Here is a 20602-nt window from a genome sequence, read left to right on the forward strand (position 1 = left end):
GCCCCATGTCCTTCATCTTCCGCGCCACCAAAGGCACCGACCAGATCGCCAACCTGCGCCGCCTGATCGCGGTTCGCTGGATCGCCCTGGTGCTAATGGCGGGACTGACCCTGCTAGTACCCGCGGCGCTCGCCATTCCGTTGCCGACATTGCCTCTTTTGGCGATCGTCGCCATCACCGCGCTCTTCAACGGCGTCACGCAGTGGCGGATCAGGCATGCCGAATCGGCAACGCTGCTCGAGCTGTTCAGCCAGATACTGGTCGATATCGCCACGCTCAGTAGCCTGGTTTTCTTCAGTGGCGGCGCCACCAACCCGCTGGTTTCCCTGCTGCTGCCGCCGGTGGCAATTGCCGCGCTGACCCTGCCGGTGCGCGGCGTCCTTGCCGTAGGCGTCGCAGCTGTTGCCGCCTATTCGGCGCTGATGGTCTTCTATGTGCCGCTGCCATTGAGCGACGCGAGCCGTGCCACGCGGCTTCACCTGCTCGGCATGTGGCTGACCTTCGCGGTGTCGGCGCTGATGATCGGCGGGTTCGTCGTACGCATGACCCGCCTGATCCGCGAGCGCGACGGCGAACTGGCCGCCGCCCGCGAACAGGCGCTGCGCGATGAGCGGATCATCGCTATCGGCACGCTCGCCGCCGGCGCCGCGCATGAACTCGGCACGCCGCTCGCCACCATGTCGCTGCTCGCCGGTGAACTCATCCACGACCCGCAATTGCCGGAAGCCGCGCGCGAAGACATCAGCCTGCTCCGCCAGCAGATCGTCGCCTGCAAGGAGATCATCACCGGTCTGTCGCGCCGGGCCGGCGCCGAGCGCCTCGAAAATCCCGGCATCCAGCCCGTCGACCGCTGGCTTGACGTTGTTCGCCAGCGCTGGCACGCTTTGCGCCCGCTGGTCCAGAGCCAGCTCGAAGTGACGGGCCCCCAGCCAGCACCAACCATGGTCGCCGATCCGCGCCTGGAACAGGCAATCCTCAATCTATTGAACAATGCTGCCAACGCATCAGCGGAGCGCATCGACATTCGCGTGAGCTGGATAGCGGAGCAAATCGTCATCGAGATCCACGATCGCGGCCCCGGCTTCCCGGCAGGCGTTCTGACGCAAGGCGGCCGGGTCGAGTTTCCCGCGCACGCGCATGGCAGCGGTATCGGCTTGATACTCACCCGCTCGGCAATCGAACAGACCGGTGGACGCCTCGTGTTGCTCAACCCATCCGCGGGCGGTGCCCTTGCCCGCCTCGAACTGACCAAGGGAACCTGATGCCCGACCCGACCCTCATCATCGATGACGACGCCACCTTCAACGCCATCCTCATCCGGACACTCGAACGACGAGGGCATAAGGCGCACGGCGCAACCAACACGATTTCCGCGCTCGCCTTGGCACGTGAAATCGTCCCCGCGCACGTGGTGCTCGACCTCAATATGAACGGCAGTTCAGGACTGCTGCTGATCCCGCAACTGCTGGCCATCAATCCCGACTGCCGCATCGTCGTGCTGACCGGGTACGCGAGTATCGCCACGGCTGTCGACGCGATCAAGCTGGGCGCCGTTCAGTATCTGGCCAAGCCGGTCGAGATCGAGGCCATCCTGGCCGCCTTCGAAAGCGATGACGAGCCAGACCCCGACCTGATTGCGCCGGAAGAACCGCTTTCGGTAGACCGGCTCGAATGGGAACACATACAGCGCATCCTCAACGAAAACGACGGCAACATTTCGGCCACCGCCCGGGCGCTCAAGATGCACCGCCGCACGCTGCAGCGCAAGCTCTCGAAACGACCGGTCCGTACCTGAGTCCGACGTGGCTCAGCTTGGGGTGATTCCCCCGGGAGGAGATGCCTGGCGGGAGTTCGGCCGTTGCTCAGGATTATTGATGTGAATTGCGGACGCGCTCACGCCGCCTGCTTTCCGCTCTTCTTGAGTTCAGCCAGGAACTCGGCGAAGCTCACTTCGCGAACCTTGGTGTCGACCAGCGTGTCACGCAGCAAGAAACCGGGCGCGGCCCGCTCGTCGGTACGGTTATGCACATCGCTGCCCGGAGAGACGCCGGACGATGAAATCGCTTTTCTGGGGGTGGTTGTCATGGTTCGAGACCTCATGTTGAGCCGTTGAACCCATGATGCCTTTTCGTCCCGGAACTGTCCGTGAACGAATTCACGCCGTCCCGCAAATAGTGATCATTGCCCTGGAGCCCGGAAGGCCACAGCCCGGCGGAGAATTCGCGGCGCCAACGGAACCCGCAGTCGACGCCCCGAAACACCCGTAAATCAATGCTGCTTCTGCTGCACCGGCGCCGGCGCAGGCGAAGGCCGCACCACCCTGGCATCGACCTGCTTACTGCTGCCGTCGTCGAAGGTCAGCGTGATCGGCACCGTATCACCCTCCTTCATCGGCACCTTGAGGTCGATCATCATCACGTGTAGACCACCGGGCTTGAGCACCGCCTCGCCCTTCGCCTTGATTTCGATTGCCGGAATCGGGCGCATCTTCATGACCCCACCTTCATTGACATAGGTGTGCAGCTCTGTTGCCTTCGATACCGGGTTGTCGGCCTTGACCACCCTGACGTCCTTGTCCCCAGCATTCCTGATCACCATGAAGGCGCCGGTCGCCGGGGCGCTGGGCGGCGCCAGGCGGACATAGGGATCCTGCACCGAAACATTGTCCGCGGCGCCGGCCAGGACGCCGGCGGAAAGCAGCAGGCCAGCAGCCACAACAGATAGCTGTTTCATGATGTTTGCTCTCCTTCAGGATTGATTAAGATGCTTGCGGATGATGGCTGCCACATGGTCGGGGGCTGTCGCGTAGGCAAACTTACCCACCAGCCTACCGTCGGCGGCGATGACTTAGGTATCCGCAGAATAGTCGACAGCGTAACCGTCGCCAGCCGTCGCGACCTTCTGTTCGACGTAGACGATGCCATAGCGCTTCGCCACTATGGCGATCTCCTCCGGCGCTCCGGTCACGCCGCTGATGACCGGATGCAAGAACCGGGCATACTCCTTGGGCTTTTCCGACGTGTCGCGTTTCGGATCGACTAAAACGAGGATCATGGCGACCCGCGCCAGTTCGTCCGGCTTCAGTTCCTTCAGCCCGTCGGCGGCAACGGCGAGCGAAGTCGAACAGATGTCGGGGCAGTAGGTATAACCGAAGTAGAGCAGGACCACCTTGCCCCGGAAATCCCTGAGCGAAACCGGGCCGTCCGCCGACTGTAGCGTGAAGTCGCCACCTTCGGCCAAGGCCGTCTACGGCAACGGCAACGGCGAATCCGGAAGGTCCGGATGCCGGAAAAAAGCCAGCGCGAGCACCAGGGCCGCCACCAGGCCGGCAATCACCGAAAGAATGCGTTCGGACATCCTATTCGTGGCGCCCTGAGCTGAAGCGATAGGGAATCGCGATGCGCTCGCCGCCGCTTTCGATCAGGACGGTCACCTGCCAGTCCATGGCGCCGGTGATGCACACCGGCAGCATCACCTGACCGGCGAAGCGTCCATCACCGTGCGCCGTGAGTTCGGGCCGGTTCAGTCCCATGTTCATGTCGATGCCGGCAAAATCGACCTCGACCCGCGTCGGTACGAAGCCAGTGGTCGTCACCCGCACCTCGAAGGGCTTGACCATCGGTATTGGTCGCGTCCCCATCGACAACTCGACGCCACCACCCGAAGGCAGCTTCACCATGCACGCCTGATGCTGAAGATTGCAGGCCGGATCCGGCTGGATCACGACATCGGCCCGGGGGAGCAGCAATGGCGAGAGCTTGTAGCCGACGACAACGACGAGGGCAATCAGCAGGATGCCGATCACGTCTATCAGTATTTTCTTGTTCACCAGTCTGGTCCTGGCCTGACGGCCGGAGATGAGGCAGGGTTTTCCTTCATCAAGCGCGAGCGAAATGAGCAGAGATCGGGTTTTTAGCATGGCAGGAGGCATACAGTGTGCGTCATAGTGTCGCAGCGGCATTATGTCGCAGCCGACGATCGAGGGTAGCGACTATATTCAGTCTACGCTGGCTGGCACGGATATTGATATGGGTAGCATTGCTACATTCGCTACTCAGCGACCCTAACTGACCCCAACAAGCCAATCAACAATAGGCATAGCCCGAACCAAGGAAATGGTATGGACGCCTCCCACCCCGTGAGCGCTGAACACGAGTTACCCACGGCGCCAGTCGCCTCTGGAGATAGAAGGACCGCCGGTGCCCGGCGCCGTGGATAACCCTGCGGTGGTAACGCGTTGAGAGATGGACCCTCGCGGGCCGACGGCATCGAAGTACCCAAGGTGGAAGATACGAAGATCTTCACAGGCAAACCGGAGGGTCCGAAATGAAGGATAGCAAACCCGTAGTCGGCGTGGATATCGCCAAGAGGGTGTTTCAGTTGCACTGGATCGACACGGGGACTGGAGAAATCGTGAGTTTGCAGCTCAAGCGCGAGAAATTCCTGGCGCACTTTACCAACCGGGCGTCCTGCCTGATCGGCATGGAAGCCTGCGGCGGCGCACAGCACTGGGCGAGGAAACTCGTCGCGATGGGCCACCAGGTCAAGCTCATGCCCGCCAAGGCAGTACGCCCCTTTGTCGGCGGCAACAAGAGCGACGCGCACGATGCCCGGACCATCTGGACGGCGGTGCAGCAGCCGGGTGTCAAGGCGGTGGCGGTCAAGACCGAGGAGCAGCAAGCGATTCTGGCTCTGCACCGCATGCGCCAACAGTTGGTGAAGTTTCGCACGGCGCAGATCAATGGTTTGCGCGGGCTGCTGACGGAATATGGCGAAGTGATGGCACAAGGCAAGGCCGGCATCAGGAAAGGTCTGGCTGAAGCATTGCAGCGACTGGCGGATCGGCTGCCGGCGATGGTCATTGACACCTTGCGCGAGCAGTGGGAACGGATCGGCAAGCTCGACGAACAGGTCGGCGAGATTGAGCAGCGGCTAAAGGTCTGGCACAAAAAAACATGGCCTGCCAGCGTATTGCCGACATTCCCGGCGTGGGCCTGCTCACCGCGACGGCAGCGGTGGCCACGATGGGGGAGGCCAAGGCCTTCAAGTCCGGCCGTGAATTTGCTGCCTGGCTCGGCCTGGTTCCTCGACAAACCGGCACCGGCGGGCGAATACGGCTCTTGGGCATCAGCAAGCGCGGTGATACCTACCTGCGCACGCTGTTGATCCACGGCGCACGCTCGGTGCTGACACACGTCAAGGAGATGGAACCGTGGATCACGGAACTGTGCCGACGCCGGCCACTGAATGTGGCGATGGTGGCCTTGGCCAACAAGATGGCACGCACGATCTGGGCCCTGCTGGCCCATGAGCGGACGTACCAAAAAAGGTTTGTGAGTCAGCCCGCGTAGGGCCGGCGCACAACGTTGCATCAACCACTTTGATGAAAGGAGTGGCCGCCGTAAAGGTTGCGAAGGTACGAAAAAGTGTGATGGCAAACAGGTCAGACCGTGACCCGCCAAGCCTGTATGGTTTCTTGGACCTCGAGTCCTTCAAGGAAATGAGGCGTGGGTCAACGGATTCCATCAGGGCCAGCAGATATCTACCTGCATCACAGGCCGCATATAAAACTGCAGCCTATCTGTCCCAACACACCAATTCGTCCTTGCAAACGGGAGGCGTCCATATAAAAACCATGCAAATCGCTGTTACCAGCCAGAATCGCAAGACAATCACCGAACATGCCGGCCAATGCCGGAAGTTCTGGATTTATGACGTTGAACAAGGTGGGGTCGTCGGCAAACGTCTGGTCGAGCTATCCAAAGAGCAGAGCTTCCATGCCAGCCATCACCAGTTGACCGCGCCGCTCGCCGGAATCAATGTGCTGATCACTGCCAGCATGGGTTCCGGCTTGCATCAGCGCCTGACGCAAAGCGGCATCCTGCCGTTCGTCACGCAGGAAAACGATCCGGATACGGCAGTCAGCGCCCTTCTGGCAAACAAGCTCGAGAATATGCCGATTGCCCCTGACCATCACTGCCATGGTCATGGTCATAACCACGAACACACCGAACACTGAACCGACTTTTGCCTGGAGTAACGCATGAAACAAATTATGTTGCAGGAGAAATATCCGCTGTTCGTCACCGAAATCGACAAGCGCGAAACCGATCTGAAATCCGTCGATGCGCTGATCGATTATTACAAGGCCAGGATCGCCGAGAATCCGAAGGTGAAATTCATCGGTGTTTTCGATCACTACGCCCATACCAGAGCGATCGATGGCGATATCGCGCCGGGCATCACGGCAGCGGTCGATATCATCTTCTGTTTCGGATTCGCCATTCCTTCGGCGCAGATGCTGGCCTTGCGCCCGCGTTCGATCGGCATCGCCGACATGGGCGACAAGTTCATCATCAGCTTCATGGAAGCTCCGATGCAACCCGCCAACGAGGCCATGGAAGCGTGGACCCGCGGGCTGCGCAAAAACTGACGGAGCGCAATCGACAAAGCCCCGGCACATTACTGACCGGGGCTTTTCTGCATCCATTTTTCAGCCGGAATTCGCTGTCGACCGCAGCATTCGCCAAACTTGGCAACGGCTGGCGCCGGCGGCTACGCCTTGAACAATCCAGCGGGCAAGCCATCCGGATCGGGGAATTTCTGGGCGATTTCCTTCAACGCGGTTTGCAGCATTTCCTCAACGACCGGGTGATAGAACGGCAACTGCAGCAGGCTCTGCGCCGTCTCGCCCCGCTGAATGGCCCAGGCCAGCAAATGTGCCAGATGTTCGCCGCCGGTCGCCACCATTGCGGCGCCGAGCAGCTTGCCGTCGCGCGCGTCGGCGTAGATACGCAGCAGGCTGTCCTCGCTGCCGAGAATCTTCGCCCGCCCATTGCTGTCGCCGCCGGCGCTGCCAATCACGATGACCTGCGGGTCGAGCTGGTCAAAACGGGCGCCAACACTGGTCACGTCCGGATCCGAAAAGGCGATGCCGATCGCCACCTTGCGCCCGAACCGGGTGGCTTGCGGCCGTGCCGCGTTATAACCGGCGATGACGCCCTGGTCGGCCGCTTCGTGCATCAGCGGCCGGTCGCCGTTGGCGTCACCGGCGATGAAGATCGGCAAGTTGCCGACCTGCAGCGTCGCCGGATCGAATTCCGGCAAGCCGTGCGCGTCGACCGCAACGCCGGCCGCTGCGAGGTTAAGGCTGTCGACATTGGGGCGCCGGCCGAGCGCGGCGAGCAGCAGATCGACCTTCGCTTCGCGCTCACCGGAGCGCATCAGCACGCCGTCGACGGCTGGCGCGACGGTTGCCGCAGCACCGAGCCAGAGGGTCATTTCCTTGCCGAAACAGGCAATCGCCCGCTCGCCGATCTGCGGATCGACGATGCCAGCCACCGCGTTCGCGACATCGGCGCCGGTCACTTCGACACCCAGGCGCGCCAGGGCCAGGCCCATTTCGAGGCCGATCGCCCCGAGACCGAGGATGCCGACGCGCTTCGGCAAAGCCGGCAAATCGAAAAGCTGGTCGGTCGTCACCGTCCGTTCGGCCACCGCATCCAGCCATTTCGGCACCACCGGGCTGGAACCGGTGGCGATCACTACGCTACCGGCGCGGACGATCTGGCTTTCGTCGCCGAGGATCACCTCGAGGACGCCCGGCTCAAGGAAACGGGCCGGCCCCTCGAGCAGAAATTCGCCGGCCAGCGCCCGTGCGGCCTTGGCCGGACGGCTGGCAAACTGATCGCGCATCTTGCGCAGCGCGGCCCAGGCTTGTGCGGTATCGAGCGTCAGCGATTTAACGCCGGCCCCGCCGATGGCGGCAAATTCCTTGCGTGCCGCCCACAAGGCGGCCGTGTGCAGCGCAACCTTCGACGGCATGCAGCCGACCCGGGCACAAGTCGTGCCCAGCGGCCCGCGATCGATCAGCACGAAGGAGCGGCCGGCCGCGCGAACTTCCCGCATGGCGTACATGCCGGCACTGCCGGCACCGATGATGGCGACGTCGATCGAGATTTCTGGCTTCATAGCAAAAGTCTTTCGGTGGCAGCGAGGATTGGCCCTCGCGAGGCTTTAAATATAAGCCGTTTACTATAAGCGGCTGCCCATGGAGAACATATCATTGAACTGTTCGTTGATGGCAACTTCAAGCACAGAGGCGTATGATGGAAATGTAACTTGTTGTTGCAATTCAGTTTCCATGCGCAAAACAATCCTTTTGCTACTTCTGTTCGTCCTATCTGGCGTCGGGCAGGCTGCCGCACCACAATGGACAACGCTGGATGACCAGGGGCAAACCGAGGTTCATCTCTATCTCTTCTGGTCCCTGAACTGCCCCCACTGCCTCGAAGCCCGCCCGCAGATTCTTGATCTGGCCCGGAAGCACCCGTGGATTCGCGTGCATGACCATGAACTGAGCGAAAATCGGGAAAGCGTCAGGCGCTTCGTCGAGCTTGCCGAACAACTCGGGGCTGAAGCGCAGGCCGTACCGACCCTGATTTACTGCGGACAGATGGAAGTCGGCTGGGATGATCGGCCGGGCGCGTCCAGCGAGTTTCTCGCCCGCCTGGAAAATTGCCACAATGGCGCCGGCACCAATACCGCCATGCTCGCGCCCACTCAGCTGCGCCTACCGTTGCTCGGCGAAATCGATGCGGCCAGCCTTTCGCTGCCGGTGCTGACCCTCCTGGTCGCCGGTCTTGACGCTTTCAACCCGTGTGCCTTTTTCGTCCTGCTCTTCCTGCTTTCGCTCCTGGTCCATCAACACAACCGGCGCCGCATGTTCATCATCGGCGGTGTTTTCGTCGCATTTTCCGGACTGATGTACTTCGCCTTCATGGCGGCCTGGCTGAACCTCTTCCTGGTCATCGGCAGCCTGCCCTGGGTCACGGCCGGCGCCGGCCTGCTGGCCGTGACCATGGGTGCGGTCAACGTCAAGGATTTCTACTTTTTTCACCAGGGTGCCACGCTGTCGATCACGGACGGCGGCAAGGCCGACATCTTCCAGCGTGCCCGGCGCATACTGAGCGCCGGCAAGCTGCCCACCATGCTGGTGACGACGATCCTGCTAGCGATCGCCGCCAACTTCTATGAACTGCTGTGCACCGCCGGCTTTCCGATGGTCTATACCCGTCTGCTGACGTTGCAGGAAGCCGACGGCGCTCGCCATTATCTGTATCTCGTGCTGTACAACGTGATTTATGTACTGCCGCTGCTCTTCATCGTGCTGGCCTTCGTCCGCAGCATGGGCGCCCGCAAGCTGAGCGAGCGCGAGGGGCGGCTGTTGAAACTGCTTTCCGGGCTGATGATGCTCGGCCTCGGCGTCCTTCTTCTGCTCGCCCCGGAAAAATTGAGTAACGTCGCCATTGCGGCCGCCCTGCCGGTCGCCGCCCTGGCACTAACTTGGCTGGTCGCCCGCCTGACGCGAACCTGAATGCCGTGCACGACCAGAACGCGGAACAATTCGCCCGGATTTGTTTTGCGGCAATTCCCCTTTCGTGGCAATGAGCTACCCTGAAGCTTGCACTCTTCATGAACAGAAAGAACTGACGATGTCCAACAACGCCCCCCACATAGCCATCCTCGGTGCCGGATTTGCCGCTCTCAGCGCGGTTCGTGAACTACGCCGCCGGCTACCGCAGGCCAAAATCTCGCTGCTTGCGCCAAGTGCCGAATTCGTTTACTTGCCAAGCCTCATCTGGATTCCGCCTGGCATTCGCCAAGGTAGCGACCTGATCATCCCGCTCCGCAAATTTATCGAGAAACATCGCGTCGATTATCGTCAATGCACCGTTCAAGGCCTGGCCAACGGCGGGCGCACGGTGCTGACCGACCACGGCGAAATTGAAAACGAAGCCTTGATCATCGCCACCGGCGGCCGCTTCCTCAAAGGCATGCCCGGTATCGAACATGCGCTGACGCTGTGCGAGGGCGTTGCCGCCGCCGAGCGCATCCGCGACCGCCTGAACGAAATGGACGGCGGTCATGTCGCCTTCGGTTTCGGCGGCAATCCGAAGGAGCCTTCGGCAATGCGCGGCGGACCAATGTTCGAACTGCTGTTCGGCGTCGAAACCTGGCTGCGCCAGCAAGGCAAGCGCGACAAGTTCAAACTGATTTTTTTCAATGCCGCAGCCGAACCGGGCAAGCGCCTGGGCGAAAAGGCGGTCAAGAACCTGCTCATCGAAATGCAGCGACGTGGAGTCGCCACCCATCTTGGCGAAAAGATTCTCGGCTTCGACGAACGCTCGTTAAAGACCGAAAATGCTACCTTGCCGGCTGACCTGATCCTCTTCATGCCCGGCCTGACCGGCCCCGCTTGGGCGGCACAATCGGGCATCGAACTGTCGTCCGGCGGCTTCTTCCCGGCCGATGAATATTGCGCCGTCAAAGGCTGCGACAAGGTATTCGTCGCCGGCGATGCCGGCAGCTACCCCGGCCCCGACTGGCTGCCCAAGCAGGCGCACATGGCCGACCTGCAAGCCAGGGCGGCGGCGGAAAATCTGGTAATGGTGCTGGCCGGCAAACCGCCGGTCGCCAAGCCGCGCCCGGAACTGATCTGCATCGTCGACAGCGTCGATTCCGGCATGCTGGTCTACCGTGACCCAAAGCGCAGCCTGATGCTGCCGTCTTCCAAGGTATTCCACTGGGCCAAACGTTATTTCGAAACGCATTACCTGCGTACTTTTCGCTGATCGGAAAATTGTCGCCAATGCGCTTGTTTGCACGAAATCAAAAAAAGACACCGATCGGAATGCTTGCCCTGATTGCAGCACTTTCCTGCACAAGCGCTGCGGCCAACGAAATTCCGCAGAGCACGATCATCCGCTTCAACACCGTCTGCGCCAATTGCCATGAAGGTTAGTCCAGCGGTCGAATGAGATTTCAATCGGGTACAGCCGCAGCACGTCAGCACATGCAGCACTATCTGGGGCCAATTGTCGACGCGGACGTTGCGGCCTTTTTCGATCTGCTGCGTTACACCAAGGAAAAGTGTGCCCACTACCCGCAGCCTAGCCCGATACCCGCCAGCGGCATGTGGACGGCCGCTGACCTGAAGGAATGGCGGAATCCCGATAACGGCGCCTATTTCATCGCTCTGGGCCATCTCGCGCCGGGCGACTATCGTTTGCAACTTTCCTTCGCTCCCCATGCCGAGGGACAGCTAAAAATCACCGACCAGCATTTCGAAGCGCTCGTTGAAGCCTCCCTCTCGCTGTAGGCCGGGCAGGAAATGATCTCCACCGTAATGACCGGCGCCCACTAGCTGACCCTGCACAGCCAGACAGAGCTGACCGGTATGACCCTGCGCACCACCACGCGATAGGGAACCTAGGGCGTGTTGACAATCACGTGAGCCAGATGAAAGCTGCGGCGAGGGCGACGAAGGAAGCGAAGCGTTCGGCGAGTTTGTCATAGCGCGTGGCGATGCGTCGGAACTGCTTGATCCGGCAGAAGAAGCGTTCTACCAGGTTGCGATTTTTGTAAAGGTGCTGATCGAAACTACGCTGGACAATACGATTGCTTTTGGGAGGGATGACCGCTTGAATCTCATTCGCAGCAAGATGCTCGATGATCGCGTCTGTGTCGTAGGCTTTGTCCGCACTCAGCGAGTCGGGCAACAGATCGCCCAACAGGGGCAGCGCTTTCGTCTCACCGGCTTCTCCACCGGTGAGACGAAAGCGGGCGAGTGACCCCAAGCCTTCAACCAGGGCGTGAATCTTGGTGCTCAGTCCGCCCCGTGATCGCCCAAGCGCCTGGCCACCGTTTTTTTTGGTGCACCGGCGGCATGTTGATGGGCGCGAACGATGGTGCTGTCGATGAACACCTCTTCGAAATCTGCGTCCTGCGCCAACTGGGTGAAGATGCGATGCCAGACACCACGCCGCGACCAGCGAGCAAATCGTTGATAGACACTATTCCACGGCCCGAATGGGCATGGCAGGTCACGCCACGGACTACCCGTGCGAGCAATCCACAAAACCGCTTCAACGAACTGTCGATTATCGGCCACCGTGCACCCCAATCCTCTTGACTTAGCGCGTTTGCATATTTTACAGCCGCCGCGATAAGCCGGCCATATCGGGGTAGAATTGGGTCTCGTAACGGATTGATATTTATAGGTTAAATATGCCGTCCTAAATATGTCAATGTGCTTTTCAGGCTTGCGGACTTCATTCAGAGCACAGCCTTTCGCGAAGCGGCTCGCCGTGATTCCCGGAATTTCACGCGCAGCCGTGGATTGCCCTTCACCGATCTGATCGCTTTCCTGCTCAGCGGTGTGCGTGGGGCCGTGCAGGGCGAACTCGATGCGTTCTTCACGCTGCTGGCGCGGCGAACCCGCTTGTCTCGGGTGGTGACCGCCAGTGCGTTCTCGAAGGCGCGTAGCCGCCTCTATGCGAATGTCTTCGATCCGCTCAACACAGAGTTGCTGCGGCTGGTCGATGAAGCCCTTCCCGGTCAGCCGCTCTGGCAGGGATTGCGGGTTCTGGCCGCCGATGCCTCCCAAGGTTCGCTTGACCTTGCTCAACGCGGAGGGCAAGCGGTGTGTGCGCGAGGCGACGCTGTTCGGCTTGTTTCGTCCGGGCATCGAGTTGTTCGATTCGCTGATCCTGCACAGCCCCCTGGTTGGTGAGCGGCAGATGCTGTTCGAGCGCCTGGACCGGATTGACCGCCACGACATGCTGCTGCTCGACCGCGGTTACCCGGGCGCGTGGCTGGTGGCCGCCTTGCTGTATCGGGAGATTCCCTTTTGCATGCGCTGCGATTCGTCGTCGACCTTTGCCGCCATCACGCAGTTCATGCGCTCCGGCCAGGACGACACCGTGGTGACCCTGCCACCGCCGAATTGCCGGGATGCCGTCGATTATGAGTGTCCCCGCCAGGCCTCGACCGTACGCCTGATCCGCCAAGTGACACCCGCCGGTAAGGTGCGCGTGCTCATGACGTCCTTGCTCGACAGTGCGCAGTATCCGGCGCCTGCATTCGCAGATCTCTATCATCGGCGCTGGCGCATCGAAGAGGCCTTCAAGCGCCTCAAGCATCGCCTGTCGCTTGAGCATACGTCTGGCTTGACCTGGCTCGCGGCCTGTCAGGACGTCGGCGCCAAGATGCTCTGCGACAACCTCAATGCGCTGGCGGTCTATCTGGCCACGGAGCACCTCATCGCCCCAGATTCGCCGTGGCGTATCAATCGCACCTTGGCTTTCTCGCATCTGCGCCGCCTGCTGCCCCAAGTGCTCACCGGCCGCCTTCGCTTGACCTCGCGCATCGTCGCCGCACTGTTCTCCGAGATTGTCCTGAACCTTCAAAAATTCATCCCCAACCGAAACCGACCGCGACCTATTCGACCCAAGCCACACAAGTCTCATGCCTACAAAACCGCTCCATGACAAGATGCTAAGTCACGAGGATTGCCGTGCACCCCGGGTCGCTGGCTTTACCCGGCAACAGGGACGCTATCCGCTCAAACTGATCATCACGCAACCACAAACGTACCATCATCCTGACGCCACCCAAAAGTCAGGATATGACCATATATCGACCTCTGTGAACATAGATGGTCGCCCCTCGTTTGCCAAGCCTTCAGTCAGTGACGTTCAACAGGTGGAGATTGCAGCCATAGATCCGGACTTTGATCGAGGCCACGGCCTCTGTCCCTGATGGAATATGCAGATCGGTCGCTCAACAGCCCCCTCTACTCGAAGTACGAAGTTCACATCAGCATTCACCGATCCCGCTCTGACCAGAGCCGGCCCCAGAAATTCGGACAGAGGGATAAGTGATAGCCTTGCTCAATCACAGGCCGGATAGCGGCCGAAATGAGGAGCAAGAAGATGACGAGAAGGAAGCGGCGGAATCACTCGCCGGAGTTCAAGGCGAAGGTGGCGATGGCGGCCATCAAGGGCGACAAGACGCTGGCCGAGATGGCGCAGCAGTTCGATGTTCACCCCAACCAGATTACCGACTGGAAGACACAGTTGATGGAGCGTTCGTCAGTCGTGTTTGGCGACACGGCCGCCAAGGAGAAAGGCCCGGACATTCTGGCCATGGAAGCAAAGATTGGTCGCCTGAGTCTGGAAAATGATTTTTTAGAAGGCGCGCTCACCAAGGCGGGACTGCTGAGCGCAAGACGATGATTGACCGCAGCCACACCCTGCCGGTAGTCCGGCAATGCCGGATTCTCGGGCTTGCCCGGTCGACCGCCTACTACACCCCGGAACCTGTCTCGTCCGCCGATCTGGCGCTGATGCGCCGCATTGATGAATTGCATCTGGAGCACCCGTTCGCTGGCAGCCGGATGCTGCGCGACCTGCTGCGCCTGGAAGGCCATTCCATCGGCCGCAAGCACGTGCGCACGCTGATGAAAAAGATGGGGATCGAAGCACTTTACCGGAAACCGAACCTTTCCAAACGGCATGATGCCCACCTGATCCATCCCTATCTGCTCAGGGACCTGGTCATCGACCGCCCCAATCAGGTTTGGGCCACCGACATCACGTACATTCCGATGCGCCGGGGCTTCGTCTATCTGGTCGCCGTTATCGACTGGTGCAGCCGGAAAGTCCTCTCCTGGCGGTTATCCAACACGCTGACTACGGATTTCTGTCTGGAGGCGGTCAGCGAAGCCATCTTGCATTTCGGCAAGCCGGATATCTTCAACACCGATCAGGGTAGCCAGTTCACCAGCAGCGATTTCACCGGGTTGCTGAAGGATAACGGAATCCGGATCAGCATGGATGGCAAGGGCTGCTGGCGTGACAACGTCTTTGTCGAACGACTCTGGAAAAGCGTCAAGTACGAGGAGGTCTATCTCAAGGCTTACGACACGGTGGCCGATGCCAAGGCCAACCTGGGGCGCTACCTGGATTTCTACAACGCCCGCCGACCGCATCAAACCCTTGACGGTAAAACGCCGGATACGGTCTACGTCGAAAACCTGCCAAAAGAGACGGTCGCAGCATGACCACCGCGTTACCCACCGCGCCGTCAGCCTACGGTCTAAACGGACCTTCGGCCGCCGTCACCGTGGATAACGCTACCCCGCAGGGCTCCACCTATCTCCGTGGAAAAACTGTCCAAACAAACGGGACCAGCTCTACCTACCTTGTCTCGCCATCACGTCATGATTGCTTGTGCAATCGGTGGCTCTCCTTGAAGTTTGCTGCCGTTGTATTGCTACCTTGCAGGGTTATCCACGGGGCCGATGGCCGAAGGTCCTTTTATTCCATTTCCACACCAATTAAGCAATAATAAGTGCATCTCAATGAGATCTGAGGTGTGGCATGGGAAGGCCGTTCAAGGGAGAGGGGTCGGTAGCGGAGGCGCTGAAGATTGTCAAAGAAGCCAAGAGTGTGGAACAACTGCGCCAGGCCCAAGCGGTTGTTCTGCCGTTGTGCTACGGTTTGAATCTTGAGCAGACCGCCGCGGTGATCGGCGTTTCGCTCAGTTGGGTCTCACGATTACGCAACGCGTTTCTGGCTGGACATCGGGTAGGCGGTGAATCGGAACCTGCACGAGGCGGACGCCACCGGGAGAATTTCACCCGAGCGCAAGAAGCCGAACTGTTGAAACCCTTTTTCGACCAAGCGGCCAAGGGCGGTATATTGGTCGTCAGTCAGATCAAGCCGGCCCTGGAGAAAGCGCTGGGACGCCCGATGGCGCTGTCCTCCGCCTACAACGTGCTACATCGCAACGGTTGGCGCAAGCTGGCGCCAGACAAGCGACATCCGCAAAGTGATCCGACCGCGCAGGAGGCGTGGAAAAAAAACTCCCCGACACCCTTGCCGAACTCCGGAGAGATTTCGCTCAAGGAACCCCGATCCGTCTGATGTTTCAGGACGAAGCGCGCTTCGGGCGCATCAACGATGTGCGTCGTGCCTGGGCGCCCCAACCCATTCGACCGTTGTGCCGGGCCATGCTCACCCACGAATACACCTACGCCTACGCGGCCGTCGATGTGGATACGGGCGCGCTTGACTCGCTGATCTTGCTGCACGTCAATACGCCGTGCATGCAGCTATTCCTCGACGAAGTGGCGGCACGCCATCCGATGGATCGGATCGTCATGGTCCTTGACGGTGCGGGCTGGCATGCCAGCCAAGCACTCAGAACACCCGAAAACATACACCTGCTACCGTTGCCTCCCTATGCCCCTGAACTCAACCCGGTCGAGCATCTCTGGGATGAACTGCGCGAGAAGTTCTTCCACAACCTGGCCTTCGATAGCATCGATGCACTTGAAGATCAACTCGAATCGAGCCTCAAAACCCTTGAATCAGAGCACCAGCGTGTCCGCTCAATCGTACACTGGCCGTGGATAGTTAATGCATTAACGAATTAGAAATGGAATTAGACCGTAGGGCAGCGGCACGGTGGATAACCCGTATTCATGCCGCCGATCCATAGCAGGGTTCGTAGTCTCGCTCGTGGGCCAAGAGTGCCCAAATAATTCGAGCGTTCTTGTTGACCTGTGCCACCGCAGCCACGTTTTTGTGACGTCGCCCCATAACCTCTGCGAGCCAACTCCCGGTATAGGCTGCTTTGCGCTCGGCAACACGGATTACGGCTCGAGCTCCGTGGATCAGCAGGGTCCGCAGATACGTGTCGCCACGTTTGCTGATGCCCAACAGTGTTTGCTTGCCGCCGCTGGAATTCTGTCGTGGCACCAGCCCCAACCAAGCCGCCAGTTGTCGGCCATTCTCAAAGTTCCGCGCATTGCCGATCGATGCCACCAGGGCGCTTGCCGTGATCGGACCAATGCCGGGAATCTGCGCTAACTTTCTACTCGCCACGCTCTCCCGGTGCCACGCTTGGATTTGTATTTCCAACTCATGAACCTGCCGGTCCAACTCTTTGAGGTGGTCACCAAGGCGTGCAAGTAGTTGGCGAAACATGCCTGGCAACCCATTCTCACCATCCTCCAGAACCTCAGGTACGTTGTTTGTCAAGATAGTTGTCACGTTACTTAAGCGGCCTTTTTTAGTTTGTTATCCTGTTGTCGTATTGGGTTGAGGTACACGATTGCGGGGCGATCCCAGTTTCGGATAGGGCCGCGCCAGCGCTCCGGCTTGGCGGCTTTGGCCTCAGCGTAGAGCGCTTCGCGCGCTTGCAGGACGGCAATATCGGTGCCCTGGTGTCGTTGGGCCGGGGTGACGAATTTGAGTGCCGAGTGCCGGTGCGTGGTGTTGTACCAGCGCACGAATTTCATCACCCAGTGGCGCACTTCATCAAGGGTCTTGAATCCCTTGCCTGGATAGCCGGGTCGGTACTTGAGGGTGCGGAAGAAGGCTTCCGCCTGGGCATTATCATCGGATACGCCGGGACGGCTGAAGGACGGTGCGATGCCGAGCTTCTGCAAGGTTGTCAGCATTGTGGCACCCTTCATGGGACTGCCGTTGTCAGCGTGCAGCACCAGCGGTGTCATCCCCCGGCCTTCAGCCAGACTGGCTTTACGGATGACCCCAGACGCCCGTTCGGCGGTCTCTTCCTCATACACTTCCCAACCCACTACCTTGCGCGAGAACAGGTCGAGCATCAGGTAGAGGTAGAAGTAGGTGCCCGCAAGCGGCCCCGGCAACCAGGTGATATCCCACACCCATACCTGGTTCGCGGCACTGGCCTGATGACGCTTGGGTTCGCTATGACTTGGCGCGGCGGCGCGACCTCGGTGATGTTGGAGGTCATGGGCCTTGAGGACCCGGTAGAAGGTGGATTCGCTGGCCAGGTAGAGGCCTTGATCTGCCAGCATGGGCACGATCTGCGAGGGCGGCAGGCTGGCAAACTCGGGCTGGCAGGACACCGCCACCAAGTGCTGCCGCTCGTCCTTGCTCAGCGCATTGGCCGGCGTCGGACGGGCGGCGTCAGGGCGCTGGTCAGCCTTCACCTCACCCTGGACTTCTGTCCAGCGCCGGTAGGTGCGGGAGCTCAGATTCAGTTCGGCACAGGCCCGAAACAGCCGAGCGCCACTCGCTACCGCTTCGTCGATCAGCGTTACCGCGTCGCGGCGATCTTGGGTGCCGATCATTCGTCCTCTTCCCCCCAGATCGCCGCGGCTTTTTTTCTCAGAATCAATAGCGCCGCCGTTTCCGCCAAGGCCCGGTCCTTGCGACCCAGATCACGCTCCAACTCACGAATGCGCAGCCGGTCTGCCTTCGCCGAGTCTGCCTTTATGCCGCCTGCAGGCGGCATAAAGGCAGACTCGCACACCTCCCGCCACTCCCGTACCTGCGCCACAAACAAACCCCGCGCACGGCAGTATTCGCCCAACTCCGCTTCCGCTAGCGGTGCCGTTTCCAGCACCACCGCAAACTTTGCAGGCCCGGCCCACTGCTCGGCGTTGCGCCCGTCACCCGGCACCGCAACCCCGGCTTCCAGGGCAACCCGCCGCCACGCATACAGTGTCGCTTCTGTTACGTTGAACGCCCGCGCCAACACCGACACCGTCTCATTCCCCGGCGCCATCATTCGCGACAATACTTTCTGCTTCAGTTCCTTCGGATATCTCACGTCATCCTCTTCCTCGCCCCTGCTGTTCTGGTCTGAAGTCTAAATCAGACCAAAGGGACAACTATCCTGACACAGTGGGGGTAGGCGCTTACCGATGTACCCAATGCCTTGTGGGATGATGATGCCGTATTCGGCCAGCAGACCACGAATCTGGTTGGCCTGAGCTGTTCTCGCCTTGACGAAGCCTTGGCGGGCGCGATGCAGTGCCAGAACGGCCTGCTGCTCGCCGGTCTTGATTGGCACAAAACGTATGTTTGGCCGACCCGCCGCCTCACAAATTGCCTCGGCGTCGGCTACATCATTCTTATTGTTTTTTACATACGGCTTCACAAACTGCGGAGCCATCAGTTTCACCGTATGGCCCATCGCCTGCAGTTTGTTCACCCAAAAATGAGCGCCACCACAGGCTTCCATGCCGATCAGGCAGGACTGGAAATTGGCAAAAAACGGCAATACCTGATCGCGCTTCAATTGCTTCTTGAGTACCACCTTGCCCCGTTCATCAACGCCATGAACCTGAAAAACCTGTTTCGCCAGATCAATGCCAACTGTCGTAATCTTCATCTCGGTCGCTCCTCTCCCTCAGTGGAATATTGCTATCGCCACTTTGGCATGTTGATGCCGTTTCTGGGAGGGTCGACCATCCCTTTAGCCCAATCCTCTTGACTTAGCGGTCTGTCATCTAATTTTGGCAACTTTGCCATCTGGCCGCGCCAAGATATAATCGAGCATGTAACCAATTGATATAAATAGGCTTTATATGACGGCCTAAATATGCCAATATCGTTTCACGGCTAACGGACTACATTCATGGCGCCAATTTCCTTGCCGCCGCCCGCCGCGAGCCTCGGTTTTTCACCCGAAACCGTGAATTGCCATTCACGAATCTGATCGCTTTCCTGCTCACCGGCATTCGCGGCGCAGTTCAGGCGGAGCTTGATTCCTGCTTTGCCCTGCTTGCCGGAAGAACCCGCCTTTGTCGGGCGATCACGGCCAGTGCCTTCTCAAAGGCGCGCAGCCATCTGGTCGCCAATCTCTTTGAGCCGCTCAATACAGAATTGCTGCGCCTGGTCGATGAGGTCGTTCCGCAGCAGCCGGACTGGCAAGGCTTGCGGGTCTTGGCGGCGGATGCATCGAAGGTACGTCTGACCTTGCTTGACCTGGAAGGGCGCCGCCATATTCGAGAAGCGGCCATCTTCGGTTTGTTTCGGCCAGGGATCGAATTGTTCGACTCGCTGATTTTGCACAGTTCGCTGGTCGGCGAACGTCAGATGTTGTTTGAGCGGCTTGACCGACTCGGTGCTCAGGACATGCTGGTGCTTGATCGCGGGTATCCGGGTGCCTGGTTGGTCGCGGCGCTGTTGCATCGAGGTATCCCCTTTTGCATACGCTGTGATTCGTCCGCTTCCTTTTCTGCCATCACCCAGTTCATGCGATCCGGAGAAGATGAGGCGCAGGTGACATTGCCGCCACCGCATCGTCAGGATGCCATTGATTACGAGTGTCCGCGTCTGCCTTCTATGGTTCGCCTGATTCGTCAGGTGACGCCGACTGGCAAGGTACGGGTCTTGATGACCTCCTTGCTTGATACCGCGCGGTATCCGGCCACAAGCTTCTCAGCCCTTTATCACAGCCGTTGGCGTATCGAGGAGGCGTTCAAGCGCATCAAACACCGGCTCAATCTGGAGCACACGTCCGGCCTGACTTGGCTGGCCGCCTGCCAGGATGTTGGGGCCAAGATGGTGTGTGACAATCTCAATGCCCTGGCCACCTACCTGGCTGCGGAAGAGCGGCTGCCCAGCGATTCGCCATGGCGAGTGAATCGGACGATGGCCTTCAATACCGTACGTCGTATCTTGCCCCGAGTCTTGGCGGGTGTGCAGCAAATCACCACCCGAGTTACCAAGGAAATCTTCTCGGAAATCGTCAAAAACCTTCAGAAATTTATCCCTGATCGTGCTCGACCTCGGCCAAACCAGCGAAAGCCTCACCTGTCCTTTGCTTACAAACCCGCCGTATGACTATGGACTAAGTTGAGAGGATTGCACTTTAGCCACCTTGTACCTCATTGACTGTAAACGAAGATTTCGCCGATCAATGCCATAGTAATCTATCGGATTGATTGTCAATACACACTAAGCCGGACGAGCCGGAA

The 20602-nt window shown here is 59.7% G+C and carries 17 protein-coding genes and 6 pseudogenes; 13 read left to right on the plus strand and 10 right to left on the minus strand.

Translation table 11 applies throughout. The features are described 5' to 3' along the window. Positions 1–5 precede the first annotated feature (5 nt). Positions 6–1262 (plus strand): HAMP domain-containing histidine kinase, encoded by a 1257-nt coding sequence (locus IPP03_04260; protein ID MBL0351915.1) that lies wholly within the window; start codon positions 6–8, stop codon positions 1260–1262. Next, complete coding sequence (locus IPP03_04265) at positions 1262–1795, plus strand: response regulator transcription factor (protein ID MBL0351916.1); 534 nt, start codon at positions 1262–1264, stop codon at positions 1793–1795. Before IPP03_04260 ends, IPP03_04265 begins: the two co-directional genes overlap by 1 nt. A gap of 98 nt (positions 1796–1893) precedes the next feature. On the opposite strand, the gene IPP03_04270 is transcribed toward IPP03_04265, so the two are convergent. The 4 genes from IPP03_04270 to IPP03_04285 form a co-directional block, all read right to left on the minus strand. After that, positions 1894–2085, minus strand: coding sequence for a hypothetical protein (locus IPP03_04270; GenBank protein ID MBL0351917.1), 192 nt, complete (start codon positions 2083–2085; stop codon positions 1894–1896). A 183-nt stretch (positions 2086–2268) separates the two neighbouring features. Then, positions 2269–2733 carry a copper chaperone PCu(A)C gene (locus IPP03_04275; protein MBL0351918.1) on the minus strand — a complete coding sequence of 155 codons (465 nt, stop codon included), beginning with the start codon at positions 2731–2733 and terminating at the stop codon, positions 2269–2271. 114 nt (positions 2734–2847) lie between these two features. Continuing rightward, positions 2848–3240 (minus strand): SCO family protein, encoded by a 393-nt coding sequence (locus tag IPP03_04280; protein ID MBL0351919.1) that lies wholly within the window; start codon positions 3238–3240, stop codon positions 2848–2850. A gap of 118 nt (positions 3241–3358) precedes the next feature. After that, on the minus strand, positions 3359–3829 hold the full coding sequence (locus IPP03_04285) for a hypothetical protein (protein ID MBL0351920.1): 471 nt from the start codon (positions 3827–3829) through the stop codon (positions 3359–3361). 497 nt (positions 3830–4326) lie between these two features. Here IPP03_04285 and IPP03_04290 point away from each other — a divergent pair. The 3 genes and pseudogenes from IPP03_04290 to IPP03_04300 all read left to right on the plus strand — a co-directional run bounded on the left by IPP03_04290 (position 4327) and on the right by IPP03_04300 (position 6433). Next, positions 4327–5351, plus strand: a pseudogene (locus tag IPP03_04290) (IS110 family transposase). Positions 5352–5635: 284 nt separating this feature from the next. After that, positions 5636–6019 (plus strand): hypothetical protein, encoded by a 384-nt coding sequence (locus IPP03_04295; GenBank protein MBL0351921.1) that lies wholly within the window; start codon positions 5636–5638, stop codon positions 6017–6019. A 24-nt stretch (positions 6020–6043) separates the two neighbouring features. After that, a complete protein-coding gene (locus IPP03_04300; GenBank protein ID MBL0351922.1) occupies positions 6044–6433 on the plus strand; it encodes a hypothetical protein in 390 nt (129 codons plus the stop codon). Between the two features lie 122 nt (positions 6434–6555). On the opposite strand, the gene IPP03_04305 is transcribed toward IPP03_04300, so the two are convergent. Continuing rightward, positions 6556–7971 (minus strand): dihydrolipoyl dehydrogenase, encoded by a 1416-nt coding sequence (locus IPP03_04305; GenBank protein MBL0351923.1) that lies wholly within the window; start codon positions 7969–7971, stop codon positions 6556–6558. A gap of 172 nt (positions 7972–8143) precedes the next feature. Between IPP03_04305 and IPP03_04310 the strand changes: the two genes are divergently transcribed. The 3 genes from IPP03_04310 (at position 8144) to IPP03_04320 (ending at position 11161) form a co-directional block, all read left to right on the plus strand. Beyond that, on the plus strand, positions 8144–9376 hold the full coding sequence (locus tag IPP03_04310; protein MBL0351924.1) for a hypothetical protein: 1233 nt from the start codon (positions 8144–8146) through the stop codon (positions 9374–9376). A 118-nt stretch (positions 9377–9494) separates the two neighbouring features. Beyond that, positions 9495–10634, plus strand: coding sequence for an FAD-dependent oxidoreductase (locus IPP03_04315; protein MBL0351925.1), 1140 nt, complete (start codon positions 9495–9497; stop codon positions 10632–10634). Between the two features lie 221 nt (positions 10635–10855). Continuing rightward, positions 10856–11161 carry a hypothetical protein gene (locus IPP03_04320; GenBank protein MBL0351926.1) on the plus strand — a complete coding sequence of 102 codons (306 nt, stop codon included), beginning with the start codon at positions 10856–10858 and terminating at the stop codon, positions 11159–11161. A 127-nt stretch (positions 11162–11288) separates the two neighbouring features. Here the strand turns inward: IPP03_04320 and IPP03_04325 are convergent, their stop codons facing one another. Both IPP03_04325 and IPP03_04330 read right to left on the minus strand, forming a co-directional pair. Continuing rightward, a complete protein-coding gene (locus IPP03_04325) occupies positions 11289–11639 on the minus strand; it encodes a transposase (GenBank protein ID MBL0351927.1) in 351 nt (116 codons plus the stop codon). A 29-nt stretch (positions 11640–11668) separates the two neighbouring features. Next, positions 11669–11953 carry an IS5 family transposase gene (locus tag IPP03_04330; protein ID MBL0351928.1) on the minus strand — a complete coding sequence of 95 codons (285 nt, stop codon included), beginning with the start codon at positions 11951–11953 and terminating at the stop codon, positions 11669–11671. Between the two features lie 279 nt (positions 11954–12232). On the opposite strand from IPP03_04330, the pseudogene IPP03_04335 reads away from it, so the two are divergent. The 4 genes and pseudogenes from IPP03_04335 to IPP03_04350 all read left to right on the plus strand — a co-directional run bounded on the left by IPP03_04335 (position 12233) and on the right by IPP03_04350 (position 16039). Next, positions 12233–13331 (plus strand): annotated as a pseudogene (locus IPP03_04335) (IS4 family transposase). A 444-nt stretch (positions 13332–13775) separates the two neighbouring features. Further along, a protein-coding gene (locus IPP03_04340) for an IS3 family transposase (protein MBL0351929.1) occupies positions 13776–14905 on the plus strand; the annotation gives its coding sequence in 2 pieces (ribosomal slippage) (positions 13776–14025 and positions 14025–14905; 1131 coding nt in all). Between the two features lie 319 nt (positions 14906–15224). Next, a complete protein-coding gene (locus tag IPP03_04345) occupies positions 15225–15770 on the plus strand; it encodes a winged helix-turn-helix domain-containing protein (GenBank protein ID MBL0351930.1) in 546 nt (181 codons plus the stop codon). After that, positions 15698–16039 (plus strand): annotated as a pseudogene (locus IPP03_04350) (transposase). The gene IPP03_04345 and the pseudogene IPP03_04350 overlap by 73 nt, the downstream one beginning before the upstream one ends. Before the next feature lie 289 nt (positions 16040–16328). On the opposite strand, the pseudogene IPP03_04355 reads toward IPP03_04350, so the two are convergent. The 3 pseudogenes from IPP03_04355 to IPP03_04365 form a co-directional block, all read right to left on the minus strand. After that, positions 16329–16877, minus strand: a pseudogene (locus IPP03_04355) (IS110 family transposase). Between the two features lie 29 nt (positions 16878–16906). Beyond that, a pseudogene (locus tag IPP03_04360) lies at positions 16907–18405 on the minus strand (IS3 family transposase). 105 nt (positions 18406–18510) lie between these two features. Next, a pseudogene (locus IPP03_04365) lies at positions 18511–19011 on the minus strand (IS110 family transposase). A 242-nt stretch (positions 19012–19253) separates the two neighbouring features. Between IPP03_04365 and IPP03_04370 the strand changes: the two are divergent. Beyond that, entirely contained in the window at positions 19254–20468 is a 1215-nt protein-coding gene (locus tag IPP03_04370; GenBank protein MBL0351931.1) for an IS4 family transposase, read from the plus strand. Positions 20469–20602: the final 134 nt, after the last annotated feature.

Origin of the sequence: Candidatus Dechloromonas phosphoritropha, from assembly GCA_016722705.1 — a bacterium.
GTDB classification, from domain to species: domain Bacteria; phylum Pseudomonadota; class Gammaproteobacteria; order Burkholderiales; family Rhodocyclaceae; genus Azonexus; species Azonexus phosphoritrophus.